10 protein-coding genes are annotated in these 13,180 nt (G+C 67.3%); 4 read left to right on the top strand and 6 right to left on the bottom strand.

What is annotated here, in order from left to right:
* Positions 1-26: 26 nt before the first annotated feature.
* The gene (sppA, locus tag ABQJ56_RS00400; RefSeq protein ID WP_367843008.1) at positions 27-1,919 is read left to right on the top strand and encodes a signal peptide peptidase SppA; all 1,893 of its coding nucleotides are present in this window, start codon (positions 27-29) and stop codon (positions 1,917-1,919) included.
* Positions 1,920-1,989: 70 nt separating this feature from the next.
* On the opposite strand, the gene ABQJ56_RS00395 is transcribed toward sppA, so the two are convergent.
* Together ABQJ56_RS00395 and ABQJ56_RS00390 are read right to left on the bottom strand one after the other, a co-directional pair.
* Entirely contained in the window at positions 1,990-2,808 is an 819-nt protein-coding gene (locus tag ABQJ56_RS00395) for an ABC transporter ATP-binding protein (RefSeq protein ID WP_367843007.1), read from the bottom strand.
* A gap of 219 nt (positions 2,809-3,027) precedes the next feature.
* Entirely contained in the window at positions 3,028-3,252 is a 225-nt protein-coding gene (locus tag ABQJ56_RS00390; protein WP_367843006.1) for a hypothetical protein, read from the bottom strand.
* Between the two features lie 80 nt (positions 3,253-3,332).
* Here ABQJ56_RS00390 and ABQJ56_RS00385 point away from each other — a divergent pair, with 80 nt between their 5' ends.
* A complete protein-coding gene (locus ABQJ56_RS00385; RefSeq protein WP_367843005.1) occupies positions 3,333-4,115 on the top strand; it encodes an SDR family oxidoreductase in 783 nt (260 codons plus the stop codon).
* Positions 4,116-4,135: 20 nt separating this feature from the next.
* Here the strand turns inward: ABQJ56_RS00385 and ABQJ56_RS00380 are convergent, their stop codons facing one another.
* The 3 genes from ABQJ56_RS00380 to ABQJ56_RS00370 form a co-directional block, all read right to left on the bottom strand.
* Positions 4,136-4,774, bottom strand: a complete 639-nt coding sequence (locus ABQJ56_RS00380) for a DUF4124 domain-containing protein (RefSeq protein WP_367843004.1) — start codon at positions 4,772-4,774, stop codon at positions 4,136-4,138.
* 133 nt (positions 4,775-4,907) lie between these two features.
* Positions 4,908-6,431 carry a tetratricopeptide repeat-containing sulfotransferase family protein gene (locus ABQJ56_RS00375; protein WP_367843003.1) on the bottom strand — a complete coding sequence of 508 codons (1,524 nt, stop codon included), beginning with the start codon at positions 6,429-6,431 and terminating at the stop codon, positions 4,908-4,910.
* A 289-nt stretch (positions 6,432-6,720) separates the two neighbouring features.
* Positions 6,721-7,665, bottom strand: a complete 945-nt coding sequence (locus ABQJ56_RS00370) for a DegV family protein (protein ID WP_367843002.1) — start codon at positions 7,663-7,665, stop codon at positions 6,721-6,723.
* Positions 7,666-7,837: 172 nt separating this feature from the next.
* Between ABQJ56_RS00370 and ABQJ56_RS00365 the strand changes: the two genes are divergently transcribed.
* Positions 7,838-8,629 (top strand): AMP nucleosidase, encoded by a 792-nt coding sequence (locus ABQJ56_RS00365; protein ID WP_367843001.1) that lies wholly within the window; start codon positions 7,838-7,840, stop codon positions 8,627-8,629.
* 36 nt (positions 8,630-8,665) lie between these two features.
* Here ABQJ56_RS00365 and ABQJ56_RS00360 read toward each other — a convergent pair whose 3' ends face one another.
* Positions 8,666-9,004, bottom strand: coding sequence for a sulfotransferase (locus tag ABQJ56_RS00360; protein WP_367843000.1), 339 nt, complete (start codon positions 9,002-9,004; stop codon positions 8,666-8,668).
* Between the two features lie 997 nt (positions 9,005-10,001).
* On the opposite strand from ABQJ56_RS00360, the gene ABQJ56_RS00355 reads away from it, so the two are divergent.
* Positions 10,002-13,022 carry a TonB-dependent receptor gene (locus tag ABQJ56_RS00355; protein ID WP_367842999.1) on the top strand — a complete coding sequence of 1,007 codons (3,021 nt, stop codon included), beginning with the start codon at positions 10,002-10,004 and terminating at the stop codon, positions 13,020-13,022.
* Positions 13,023-13,180: the final 158 nt, after the last annotated feature.

Genomic DNA, 13,180 nt, shown 5'->3' with positions numbered 1-13,180 from the left:
AGCCCGCACCGATGCCGCCACCGCCCATGCCGTCCCGCCACCCGCCGTCGCCTGCGACCCCGCCGCCGCGCCGCCACGGCTTCTGGGCGGTGCTGTGCGGGATCGGCCGCGGCATCAACGTGGTGCGCCTGCTGATCATCAACGCAGTGTTCTTCTTCCTGCTGCTGGTCGTGCTGCTGCTGATCGCCGGGGGCATCGCCGGCAGCCGTGAGGCGCGCACCGTGGCGGACGGCAGCGTGCTGGTGCTGCAGCCGGAAGGCCAGCTGGTCGAGCAGTACAGCATCGCCCCGATGCAGCGCGCGCTGGCAAGGTTGTCGGGCAACAAGTCCGAACAGGTGCAGTTGCGCGACCTGGTCGGCGCGATCGATGCCGCCGCGGACGACAAGCGCATCAGCCGCATCCTGCTGCTGCCGGACGAGCTGCACGCGGGCGGCTTCGCCGCGCTGCGCGAAGTGGGCGCGGCGCTGGACCGCTTCCGCGCCACCGGCAAGCCGGTGATCGCCTGGGCGGCGAACCTGGACCAGGGCCAGTACTACCTCGCCGCCCACGCCGACCGCGTGCTGCTCGACCCGAAGGGCAGCCTGATGCTGACCGGCCTCGCCAACTACCGGCTGTTCTACAAGGACCTGCTCGACAAGCTGGGCGTGGACGTGCACCTGTTCCGCGTGGGCCAGTTCAAGAGCGCGGCCGAGCCGTACATCCTCGACCACGCCTCGCCCGCCTCGAAGGAGGCTGACGGCTACTGGATGGGCGGCCTGTGGGACGAATACCTCGCCGAGGTGGCGAAGCTGCGCAAGCTCGATCCCGCCGCGCTGCGCGCCGACGTGGACGACCTGCCGCAGACCATCGCCAGCACCCAGGGCGACCTCGCCAGGCTTGCCCTCGACGAGCACCTGATCGACGGTACCGCCACCCGCGCCGAGCTGATCGCGATGCTGCGCGACGCGGGCGTGCCCGCCGCGAAGAACGGCCATGGCTTCCGTGCGGTGAACCTGGCGCAGTACGTCGCCGACCTGCCGGGTGACGACCTGTTCGCGCCGGGCGTGACCGTGGTGGTCGCCGAGGGCGAGATCGCCGCCGGCAAGCGTCCGCCGGGCTCGATCGGCGGCGAATCCACCGCGGCGCTGATCCGCGCCGCGCGCGAGGACAAGCGCACCAGGGCGCTGGTGCTGCGCGTCGACTCGCCCGGCGGCGAGGTGTACGCCGCGGAGCAGATCCGCCGCGAGGTGGCGCTGACCCGCAAGGCCGGCATCCCGGTGGTGGTGTCGATGGGCGACGTGGCGGCCAGCGGCGGCTACTGGATCTCGATGAACGCCGACCGCATCCTTGCCGAGCCGAACACCATCACCGGCTCGATCGGCATCTTCGGCATGTACTACACGGTGCCGAACACGCTGGCCAAGCTCGGCATCACCAGCGACGGCGTGGCCACCGGCCCGATGGCTGGCGCCTTCGACATCACCCGCCCGCTCGACCCCAGGGTGGGCGCGGTGATCCAGGCGATCATCGACAAGGGCTACCGCGACTTCGTGGGCGGCGTGGCCAAGGCACGCGGCAAGAGTTTCGAGGGCATCGACGCGATCGCCCAGGGCCGCGTGTGGACCGGTCGCCAGGCGCTGGACCGGGGCCTGGTCGACCAGCTCGGCGGTCTCGGCGACGCGGTCAGCGAGGCCGCCGAGCTCGCCAAACTGGGCAAGGGCTATCCGGTGCGCTACCAGCAGGCGCCGCTGGGCACGTTCGAGCGCTTCCTGGTCGGATTCAGCCAGAACGCCGGCGTGCAGTTGCTGCAGTCCTGGGGCGTGCGCTTGCCGCCGTGGTTTGCGCAGATCCACGCGCTGGCGCCGGAACTGTCGCTGTTGCAGGACGCCAGGGCCGGCACGCCGAACGTCTACGCGTATTGCTTCTGCTCGCCGCATTGAGCGGGGGGCGGTGGGCCGCAGGAGCGGCTTCAGCCGCGATTCGTACGACCGGTCGCGGCTGAAGCCGCTCCTACGGTGTCGCCACTGCGGCGTGGTACCAGTCGCCGTGGCGCGTCACGCGCATGGGCATGTCGAACGCCTCGCCCAGCGCGCCGTCGGTGAGCGTGGCGGTCTTGCCGCCCTGCCGCAGCACGCGGCCGTGCTTGAGCAGCAGCACGTGGCCGATCTCCGGGATGATTTCCTCGACGTGGTGGGTCACCAGCAGCAGGGTGGTGCCGCCGCGCGCCAGTGCACGCAGGCTTTCCAGGAAGCGGCGCCGGCTCGCCAGGTCCAGCCCGGCGCAAGGCTCGTCCAGCAGCAGTGCACGCGGTCGGTGCACCAGGGCGCGGGCGATCAGCACCCGCCTCGCCTCGCCGGTGGACAGGCCGGCCATGTCGCGGCCGACCAGGTGGCTGGCGTCGAGTTGCGCGAGTGCGGCATGCGCACGTTCGCGCATGCCCTCGCTGACCTGGTGATCCAGCCCCAGTCCGCGTGCGGCATAGAATCCGGAAACCACCGCGTCGAACACCTCCAGCGGCATCTCGCTGGTGTAATCGTGCTGCAGCACGGGCGAAACGATGCCGAGCAGGCCGTGCAGCTCGGCCACGTTCCAGCGCTCGCGGCCGAACACGCGTACCGGGCCGCGGCGGTCGTCGTGCGCCAGCGGGTAGAGCTGGCGGGCGATCAGCTGCACCAGGGTGGACTTGCCCGAGCCGTTGGCGCCGAGGATCGCGGTGTGCCGACCCTCCTCGACGCGCAGGCTGAAGCGGTCGAGCACCGGCAGGCCGCCGCGCAGCACGGTGGCGGCGTCGATCTCGAGCAGAGGCGGGGTGGCGCCGATTACGTTCATCGCTTCACCATGCCGGCTCTGGTCGTGCACGGCAAGCGGTTCGGGCGCATAGACGGCCAAAGCGGTGCACCGACGTGTCGGGAAAGCGCTTTCCTGCGCATTCCCGACTCGCTTGGCCCGGTGCGGCCGGGCCAAGCTCCGCCGATCAGGCGCGTGCGCGCCCGACCGGCGAGCGATCCATCCATGGATCGCAGTAGCGGGCTGTCTTGCGACAGCCCGCTACTGCGTCTGCGCCTCGATCTGCTTGCGCTGGTCTTCGGCCTGCTTGTCCACGATTTTCTGCACGTCCCTGGCGCGCTGCTCGTCGGCCTTCATCGCGTCCCACGGCGTGGCGACGCGGCTGCTGGCCGCGACTGCCGGTTGCGCGGCTGCCGTGGGCGTTGGCGGCTTGCCGGAGCAGGCGGTGAGCCCGAGCAGGCACAACGGCAACAGCAGGGTTTTCATGAAATGATCCTCGGCCAGTGCAGGTGGCGAGTGTCTCGCCGTGCGATTCCGCGGGCAAGGCCATCGTGTAAGCTCGCCCCATGAACAGCCGCATCGACGCCTGGCAATTGCGCGGCCACACCGCCCTGATCACCGGTGCCAGCAAGGGCATCGGCTACGCCACCGCGCACGAGCTGGCCGGGCTGGGCGCGAACCTGCTCCTGGTGGCTCGCGACGAGGATTACCTCGAACAGGTGCGGGTGGAACTGGCCGACGAGCACGAGGGCATCGAGGTCTATGCGCTGGGCGCCGACCTGTCCGAGCCGGAGGACAGGCTTGCGGTGTTCGACTGGGTGGCCGATCTCGGCCTGCCGCTGTCGCTGCTCGTCAACAATGCGGGCGGCAACCTGCCGAAGCCGGTGCTGGAGTACGACGGCGACGACTACCGCGCGATCTTCGAGCTGAACCTGTTCGCCGCGTTCGAGATGTGCCGGCTGGCGCACCCGCAGCTGGTGCAGCACGCGAACGCGGCGATCGTCAACGTGGGCTCGGTGTCCGGCACCACCCACGTGCGCACCGGTGCGCCCTACGGCATGAGCAAGGCCGCGCTGCACCAGCTCACCCGCAACCTCGCCGCGGAGTGGGCGGTGGATGGCATCCGCGTCAACGCGGTGGCGCCGTGGTACATCCGCACCCAGCGCACCGATCCCGCGCTGGCCGACGAGGACTACCTGGAGGAAGTGCTGGACCACACGCCGCTGCGCCGCATCGGCGAGCCGGAGGAGGTGGCCGCGGCGATCGCCTTCCTGTGCCTGCCCGCGGCCAGCTACATCACTGGCCAGGTGCTGGCGGTGGACGGCGGTTTCCTCAACTACGGTTTCTGACTTTCCTGGAGCGGCCGCTCCTACGGTCCGCCGCAGCCTTGCAGTTGCGCGCGCAGTTCGGCCTCGTGGCTGAGCAGCGGCGGCTGATCGCTCTTGAACGCACGGCCGAGCCTGTGCTCGTTCTCCGCCCAGTCCTTGCGCAGTACGGCGCAGACTTCCTGCGGACCCAGCGCGCGGCAGCGATCCTGCACCCAGGTGTAGTAGCCCGAGACCATGGTGGCGTTGGGCTGATCGTGACCCATGTGGTTCGCCGCGTTGTACTGCTGCGCCAGGGTGGTGGGTACGCCGACGATGCCGAGGGGCGCGTAATAGCCGGGCGGTTCGCCGGTGGTGCTGGTGTAGGTCTCGCCGTCGGTGGCGCGCACGCACTGGTAGAGCGCGGGAATCGGCGCGGCGACCGGTGTTGGCGGTGGCGGCGGGATCTCGGCAACCGATGGCGCGCTGTCGGCTGCCACGGGTGCAGGGGGCGGTGGCGGCGATGCAGGTGGCGCGTCGAGGGTGATCTGCCGCTGGCGCCGCGTGCCGGGGCAGGGCGTGGACTGGTAGCTGGCCTCGCCGTGCGTTCCCGTGCATTGATAGACCGTCTGCGCATGCGCTGACGCGCACAGGCTGGCGCCGATCATGGCGAGACAGGCTGGCAGGGTGGGCAGGCGCGGCATCGTTCGTTTTCACGGCCACTCGAGGGCGAGGCTCAGGATACGTCCTCGTGCACCTCACCGACAAAGCCCGTCGTCACCGTGCCTTCGTCCGTGAAACGCCTGCATTCCGGCGTTCGACCGACGCGGGCCGCGCTCAGGCACCGCCAGGCAGCAGGCCGGCCGCGCGGAGCCTGGCGCGCAGCGGTTCGAGCTTGTCGCCGTAAAGCGGGGCGCGCGCGGTGTCCCGGCGCAACGGCTGCCGCACCTGTGCCGAACTGACGGTGAGCACGGTGCGCGGAGTCCGGTGGAAGGCGAGGCAGGCGGCGTCGAACGGCAACCTGCAGAAATCCAGCAGGCGGCGAATCTGCCCTTCGGGGTCCCTCTGCAATGCTTCGTACTGGTGCTCGAAGTACTGCTGGGGGAAGGTCCGTCGCCAGAGCCCGCTCAGGCGATCGTAGCCGGTGAAATAGTCCACCATGTCGTCCAGGTCGTAGCTGAAGTGCACGCCGGTGGCGAACAACTGCCGGTAGCCGGCAAGGCAGGTTTCCAATGGATCGCGGCGCGAGTTCACCACCCGGGCCCCGGGCAGCATGGCCAGTGCCGCGCCCACGAAGGCCCAGTTGCTGACGTTCTTGTCGGTGAGGCGCGGACGCTGCAGGCGCCAGCGGCTGGTGCGCGCCAGGTATTCCTCGCCCAGGCGATGCCAGTCCGCGGCGGTCGCCGCAGGCACCCACCGGGGAAAGGGCATGCCGCGGCGGCCGGATTCCTCGTCGAGGATCTCGGGCAGGGCCTGGATCTCGTCACCGCCCGCAACCTCCGGATGGGAGGCGAGGATCTGCTCTGTCAGGGTGGAGCCGGAGCGTGGCAGGCACACCACGAAAACGACCTCCTGCCCCAGCGTGGCATCCAGCGGCGCCGGCAACGGCGCGGAGAACGCGCCTGCGATGGCGTCGACGCGGGCCCGTTCTTCGCTCCGGTCCCAGTACAGATGCCGGCGTTTCAGGGCGTTTGCCTCGCGCACGACGTCGAACGCCGCCGCATAGTCGGCCTGGTCCTCCATCGCCTTGGCGAGCGTGAAGCCGAGCAGGATGCGCGAGTCGTCGGAGATGCCGGGTCGGCGGAACAGGCCACGCAGCTGCGCGACATCCTCGCTGCCGAAGGATTCGGTCTTCATGTTGCCCAGGGCGAACCATGCGTCGGCGTTGTCGGGCTGCATGCGCAGGGTTTCCCGCAGTATCGCCACGGCGGACGATATGTCGCCCAGGTTGGTCAGCACGGTGGCCAGTGCATTGCGTGCCCTGGTGTAGCCGTGGTCGATCGTCACGGCGCGCTGCAGGGCTTCGCGGGCCTGCTCCACGCGCGAGGACACCTGCAGGGCGCGGCCGAAGTTGTACCAGGCCGCGGCGGTTCCGGGGGCGAGTTCGCAGGCGCGCTGCAGGCATGCCAGGCCGGCAGCGGTCTCGCCGGTCTCGAACAGGGCGTTGCCCAGCGTCATGTTGACGATGGCGTCGTCCGGATCGGCTGCAAGCGCACTGCGCAAATGCGAGATGGCCCGCGGGTGGTCGCCGCCCATCAAGGCGGCCACGCCCATCAGTCGACGGACTTCGGCGCTGCCGGGGGCGAGCGCCTGCGCCTTGTCCAGCAGTTGTCCGGCGAGTGCGGCCTGGTCGAGGCTCAAGGCCCTGGCCGCCTCCTGGAGCAGTCGGGCAACCGGTTGGGGCGGGCTGGTATCGCGCGCTGGTGCGGAAGGCGGGGGTTGGTTGGTTGTCATGCCGGTGGGGTATTCCTGCTTTCCGCGCCCATCCGCCGCTGGCGGTGGATGCATGCGGGTTCGTTCAATGGCGCACCGCGCCGGGGCGACGGAGGTTCGCGCCATCCGGCCGCCGCATGTTGTACACCTTGCCGGAAGCGCATGGCCAAGCGTTCAGCCGCGCCCTGGCGGAGAGACGCCGCCCGGGGTCCCGGGCTCAGAACGCGGCCTCGTGGTCCTCGGCGGCAAAGCCCAGCGTCACCGCGCCTTCGCCCACGTTGACCATGCCGGTGATGCTCATCGGCGCCTCCAGCAGGGTGACGCCGCATTCTTCGCAGGCCGCGCGCAGGCCGGCGTAGCCGGGCAGGTGCGACAACACGGCGAGATCGCCGCCATAGCTGGCGCAGACCACCGGCACCAGCAGGCCGGCGCGGACGCGGGCGGCGGCGTAGTCGAACAGCTGCTGCGCGCCCTGCTCGAAGCCGCGCGCCTTGCCCACCGGGCCGGTCTCGCCGCGGAAGCAGCGCAGGATCGGCTTGATGTCCAAGGCCGAGCCCAGCATCGCGCTGAACAGGCCCACGCTACGGTCGTTCTTCTTCTTGGCGCGGGCGCGCAGGTAATACAGGTCGCGCGGCAGCATGTAGCCGTAGCTGTGGTTGGCGACGTGGTTGAGCCGTTCGCGGATCGTGGCCGGCGCCTCGTCGGCGGCGATCAGCCGGGCCGCCTCCCAGATCGCCGGCGCGGCGCCGGCGAAGATGTTGCGGGTGTCGATCACCCGCATCAGGAACGGGCCGTTGACCCCGGCGGGTTCGCGCACTTCGCGGTAGCCGCGCAGCACCGCGAAGCTGGCGCGCACCACGTTGTCGTGGATCGGGCTGCGGGTGGCGGTGATGGTGAGGCAGAACATGCAGTCCTGCTCCAGCACCAGGCGCTCCAGGAACAACTGCTGCACTTCCTCGGCCGAGGTCGGCTCGGTTTCCGCCGAGTGGCTGCGGCTGCCGAGGCGGCGGTTGATGAAGCGCTGGATCTCCGCCGGCTCGCGGTCGTCCATGAAGGTCTCGCCGTCCACTTTCACGGTGATCGGCATCACCGTGACGCGATGTTCCCGCAGGAACGCCTGCGGAAGATCGCAGGCGGCGTCGATGGCCAGGCCCATGCGCATGTGTCATCCCCCTCGAATGGCACTCGCAACATATCACGGGGCGCACCGCTGGACAGCAGGGCGCGTTGCCCGGATGCATACATAATGGGTGGCAGACCAGAGGATCCCGCCGGCGTGGCGTCGCCGGCATGCTCCGCCCGCGCGGAGGCATCATCGGACAAGGCAACACCGCATGAAAGAGAAGCACGAGATCGTCGCCAACTGGCTGCCGCGCTACACCGGCACCGCGCCGGAACAGTTCGGCCAGCACATCCTGCTCACCAACTTCGGCCGCTACGTGGACCTGTTCGCCGACTGGCACGGCGTGGAGGTGCGCGGCCGCGACCGCCCCATGCCCAACGCCACCGCCGACGGCATCACCCTGATCAACTTCGGCATGGGCAGCCCCAACGCCGCCACCGTGATGGACCTGCTCGGAGCGATCACGCCGAAGGCCGCGCTGTTCCTGGGCAAGTGCGGTGGCCTCAAGAAGAAGAACCAGATCGGCGACCTGATCCTGCCGATCGCCGCGATCCGCGGCGAGGGCACCAGCAACGACTACCTGCCGCCGGAGGTGCCGGCGCTGCCGTCGTTCCAGCTGCAGCGTGGCGTCTCCACCATGATCCGCGACCTCGGCCACGACTACTGGACCGGCACCGTCTACACCACCAACCGCCGGGTCTGGGAGCACGACGACGACTTCAAGGCCTACCTGCGGCGCACCCGCTGCATGGCGGTGGACATGGAGACCGCCACCATCTTCGCCGCCGGTTTCGCCAACGGCATCCCCTGCGGCGCGCTGCTGCTGGTTTCCGACCAGCCGATGATCCCCGAGGGCGTGAAGACCGAAGCCAGCGACCGCAAGGTCACCGAGACATACGTCGAGGCGCACATACGCATCGGCATCGAGGCGCTCAAGCTGGTGCGCCGCAACGGCCGCAGCGTGAAGCACCTGCGGTTCGAGGAGGATGGCGAAGGGGAGTAGGGGGCGGAGCCGGGAACGCCCGGGTCCGGCACGACGTTACCCGACCGGTTCGCCCAGCTGTGCTTCCAGCGCGAGGCGCAGCGGCTCCAGCTGCCGCGCATAGGTTCGCCACTGCCCCAGGCCCCGTGTGTGCACGGCCTCGCGCACCTGGATGGTGCTGGGGGTGGCCACGGGGGACGCGTTGCGTTCCGGCCGGAAGCAGGCCTCCTCGGCCGGCAACCCGCAGAAATCCAGGATGCCGCGGACGGTGGCCTCGGTCCGTTGCACCAGGTCGGTGTACGGAACGTCGAGCATGGCGCCGGGCAGCGTGGCGTGCCAGCCTCGCGCGAGGCGCGTGTACTGGCCGAAATCGATCCGCCTGCTGCGTTGGAGCACCTCGGGCAACCCCTCGGAACGTGCCGGGTCACGTCGGCAATCCAGTACAACCGGCGCCGGAAATCGATGATTTCCCGGGGCGAGGCGAGGCTGGACAGGCTGCCCAGACATCCCCGCGGCAATCGAGATCATCTCACACCTTGAAGCTGGCATATTCGAATTCCGTCCGCACGAAGTCGCGATCGGGATTGATGCCTTCCGCAAGCATGCATGGCAATTTCTTGTGGCCCGCGCCAACCGGTTGGACTCCGGCGATTGCCTGCGCAGGTTGACCAGCACCAAGGCAGCATCGCCGCAGGTCGGCCAGCAGAGGAGGCAACGCCCCAGTACGTCGTGCGCCTCGTCGATCATGCCGCCGAATGGAGCAGCAGGCGCTCATGTACGGCTCGCCCGGGAAGTCGGCGCCTACCGTGATGGCCCCGCTCCATCAACTCCCTGGTAGGGGCCGTAGGTCCATCGACGGTTGGTAGCGCCACCATTGATGGTGCTCCATTCACGTGGAGACGCGCCGGCATCCGACTCCTGGGCAGGATCGCTGCGGCGACATCCGTGCAGGGGAGTTGTGCTTTGACATGGCTTGCCGTCACGTCAGGGGTATCCGGCACGGACGGCGGGTGCTTCACGGGTTCGGCGGCGGCAGCCTCGTGCGCGTCGATGATGCCCGGTCCATGTACTTACCCCTGGGTGCAACTTATTGATTGAATAGCAAGATATTGCAGGGATGCATGGATGGGCAAAGGATCTTTCGACTAGTTCTTTCGGAAAACATAAAATTTTTGTTGACTAGCATGTTTTTGCGGGATTATTTTTCATGACTGGCAGGTCGCGCCTGGAAGGGCTCACAAGAATGAAGTGCAAGTTTTTGCGAGACAGGGATCTTGATCTGCCGATCCATGGTGTGTCCTTGATGCATCAGTCGTCTATCAATTTGGGGAGAAGCGTAATGAGTATTCGATATGGAGCTGGCGCCAACGCCTTCCGTTGGCGTCCGACTGCCTTGGCGATCGCCCTTGGCCTGAGTTTCAGCGGCGGCGCGCTGGCGCAGAGCACCGTCGGCAGCATCTTCGGCCAGGCGCCCGTGGCATCCGGCGAGACCGTGATGGTCACCAGCGCCGCCGGCTTCACCCGTGAAGTGGCGGTGGACAGTAGCGGCCGTTATCGCGTCGACAACCTGCCGGTGGGTACCTACAGCGTCACCCTGAAGCAGAACGGCCAGGTGATCAGCACCCGCGACAAGACCTATGTGTCGTCGGGTGCCGCTGCGGGTGTCGATTTCGCCTCCAGCAGCGCCAATGCCACCGAGCTGTCCACCGTGACCGTTTCGGCCAGCGCGCTTCCGGCCATCGACGTCACCAGCGTCAATTCGAGCACGGTTATCACCGCGGCCGATCTGCAGCGGCTGCCGGTTGCGCACAGCGCCGAGGCCATCGCCCTGCTGGCGCCCAACACCACTTCGGGCAGCGGCTTCTTCACCGGCCCGGGCGGTCAGACGCTGGTGTCGTTCGGTGGTTCCAGCGTGACCGAGAACGCCTACTACGTGAACGGTTACAACGTGGGTGAACCCTACAAGAACCTGGGCGGCTTCCAGTTGCCCTACGGGGCGATCGAGCAGCAGGAAACCCTCACCGGTGGCTACGACGCCAAGTACGGCCGCTCCGACGGCGGCGTGATCAACCAAGTCGGCAAGCGCGGCAACAACGAGTGGCACTTTGGCGGGCAGGTAGCCTGGCAGCCGCGCTCGCTCGAAGGCACGCCGACCAATTACCGTTACGGCAACACTCCCGTGCCGGCTTCCACCGGTCTGGTCAGCAACGCATCGGATCCGAATGCTCCGGGTACGCTGCGCCAGTACCGCAACGACAACAAATACTGGGAGACGGTCTATTCCGCCTACCTGGGCGGCCCGCTGATCAAGGACAAGCTGTACATGTTCCTGGCGGCCGAGACCACCAAGGACCAGGGCACCAATGTCGAGAACAACGACAACGCCAAGGTGCAGGATTACGCCAACAAGGACACCAAGTTCTACGGCAAGCTGGACTGGAACATCACCGACAGCAACATCCTGGAGCTCACTGCGCTGAAGGACAACAACAGTCGTGGCGCGGGTTCGACCTACGGCTTCGACTACGACACCCTTCAGCGTGGCGCGTTTGTCACCAAGAATGACGTCACCAAGGACAATGCCCAGATCTACATCGGGCACTTCACCAGCTACATCACCGACGCAGCCACATTGAGCGTCGTGGCGGGCAAGGGGCACTTCCAGGACCCGGTCGCCTACGGCAACACCAGTCCGTTGCCGTTCATTTCCAGGGGCAGCAGCGGCAAGCAGCCGGATGGTTACCAGCCGGGCAATGCCCAGACCAACACCACCTGGACCTCACCGGGCGCCAAGAACTCCACTCGCGGCCTGCGCGTGGACTTCGACTACAAGCTGGGCGATCACGACCTGCTGGCCGGCATGGACAACATGTACTACCGCGCCACCGATCAGGGTCCGAGCTTCCAGAACCCGTACAGTTCACAAGACTATTATTGGCGCTATATCAGTGCCACCTCGGCACAGAAGCGGCAGATCGGCTGGGCGACCAGCATGACCATGTCGCAGAAGGCATGGTACCTGCAGGACAACTGGCAGGTGGCGCAGAACGTGTACCTGAGCATCGGCCTGCGCAACGACCGCTTCACCAACTTCAATGATGTCGGCAAGGCCTTCGTCGACGAGAAGAACCAGTGGGAACCCCGCCTCGGCGCCAGCTGGGACGTGTTCGGCGATTCCTCGCTCAAGATCTACGGCAATGCCGGCCGCTACTATCTGGCGCTGCCGAACAATGCGGCGGAGCGTGCAGCGAATCGTTCGACCTACCTGACGTCGACCTGCTCTTTCAGTGGGGTGGACGAGACCACTGGTGTCCCGCTGAACGTGCACGACTGCACGGCGTGGACTTCGCCCGATGGCGAGACGGGGCAGCCCAAGGATGCCAAGCAGGTCGCGGCCCGTAACCTGAAGCCGGAATACCTGGACGAGTTCATCGTCGGCTTCGACAAGAAGTTGGGTGACAACTGGGTGTACGGCGCCAAGGCCATGTGGCGCGACCTGAAGGCCGCGATCGATGACGTGTGCGACAACAGCCGGGTTGCCGACAAGATGACGAGCATGGGGCTCAACCCCGATGACTACTCCAACTCGGCTGCGCTGTCGACCTGCGTCTTGTTCAATCCAGGCATGACCAACAATTTCCTGCTGGAATCCAACGATGGCAGCAAGAGCACCATCGTGCCGATGACGACGAAGGACTGGGGCTTCAGCCGCGGCGCCGTGCGCAAGTACGGCTCGCTAAACATGTACCTGGAGCATCCGTTCGACGGCAAGTGGTATGGCCGCATCGACTACACCTTCACCCGCGGTTTCGGCAACACCGAAGGCCAGGTGCGTTCCGACTTTGGCCAGGAAGACATTTCCAAGACGGAAGACTGGGACAGCTGGCAGCTGATGGACGGCCAGTACGGCGAGTTCGCCAATGTCCGCAAGCACCAGATCAAGTTCCGCGGTGATTACCAGATCTCGCCGGAATGGATGGTCTCGGCCACCTTGCTGGTGCAGTCGGGCATGCCAAAAGAGTGCCTGGGCTACTTCGGCCCGTATACCCAGGGCCCGGATGGCTATGAGCCGGGTGGTGCCAACGACCCGACCGGCTACAACAACTCGGGCACCGGCAACTATCACTGGTGCAACGGCAAGCGTGTGACCCCGGGTTCGAACGGCCACACACCGTGGACGGAGTTGCTGAACCTGGGCGTGCATTACCGTCCGGCGTTCGCGGACAACAAGCTTGGCTTCAACCTGGACGTCTTCAACGCGCTGAACCAGCAGCGAGCCCTGCAGGTCGATCCGTCGTACCAGTCGGGGTTCGACACGGACAGCAACACGCTGATCACGAACAACTACTACGGCCAGTCGCTCTACACCACGCCGCCGCGTACCGTACGCCTGTCGGTGACCTACGACTACTGACAAGCTCCAGCGTTGATGCTTCGCAGCCACCGGCCGTCATGGCCGGTGGCTTTTTCATGGACCGGCACGCCTTATCTGGACTGGTCGCAGCCACTGCGCGATCACCTCGCGTGCTGAAACGAACAAGGCCGCCGGTTGCCCGGCGGCCTTGTTTTCCT

This window comes from Rhodanobacter geophilus, assembly GCF_040812275.1.
GTDB lineage: Bacteria > Pseudomonadota > Gammaproteobacteria > Xanthomonadales > Rhodanobacteraceae > Rhodanobacter_A > Rhodanobacter_A geophilus.
Note: the sequence above shows the minus strand (reverse complement) of the source record. Positions and strands in the feature narration are given on the sequence as shown.

Bases quoted from the DNA above. Each gene is read 5' to 3' on its own strand.
- ABQJ56_RS00365 (WP_367843001.1), top strand. From the start codon at position 7,838: ATGAAAGAGAAGCACGAGATCGTCGCCAACTGGCTGCCGCGCTACACC.
- ABQJ56_RS00395 (WP_367843007.1), bottom strand. From the start codon at position 2,808: ATGAACGTAATCGGCGCCACCCCGCCTCTGCTCGAGATCGACGCCGCC.
- ABQJ56_RS00385 (WP_367843005.1), top strand. From the start codon at position 3,333: ATGAACAGCCGCATCGACGCCTGGCAATTGCGCGGCCACACCGCCCTG.
- ABQJ56_RS00380 (WP_367843004.1), bottom strand. From the start codon at position 4,774: ATGCCGCGCCTGCCCACCCTGCCAGCCTGTCTCGCCATGATCGGCGCC.
- ABQJ56_RS00390 (WP_367843006.1), bottom strand. From the start codon at position 3,252: ATGAAAACCCTGCTGTTGCCGTTGTGCCTGCTCGGGCTCACCGCCTGC.
- ABQJ56_RS00370 (WP_367843002.1), bottom strand. From the start codon at position 7,665: ATGCGCATGGGCCTGGCCATCGACGCCGCCTGCGATCTTCCGCAGGCG.
- sppA (WP_367843008.1), top strand. From the start codon at position 27: ATGCCGTCCCGCCACCCGCCGTCGCCTGCGACCCCGCCGCCGCGCCGC.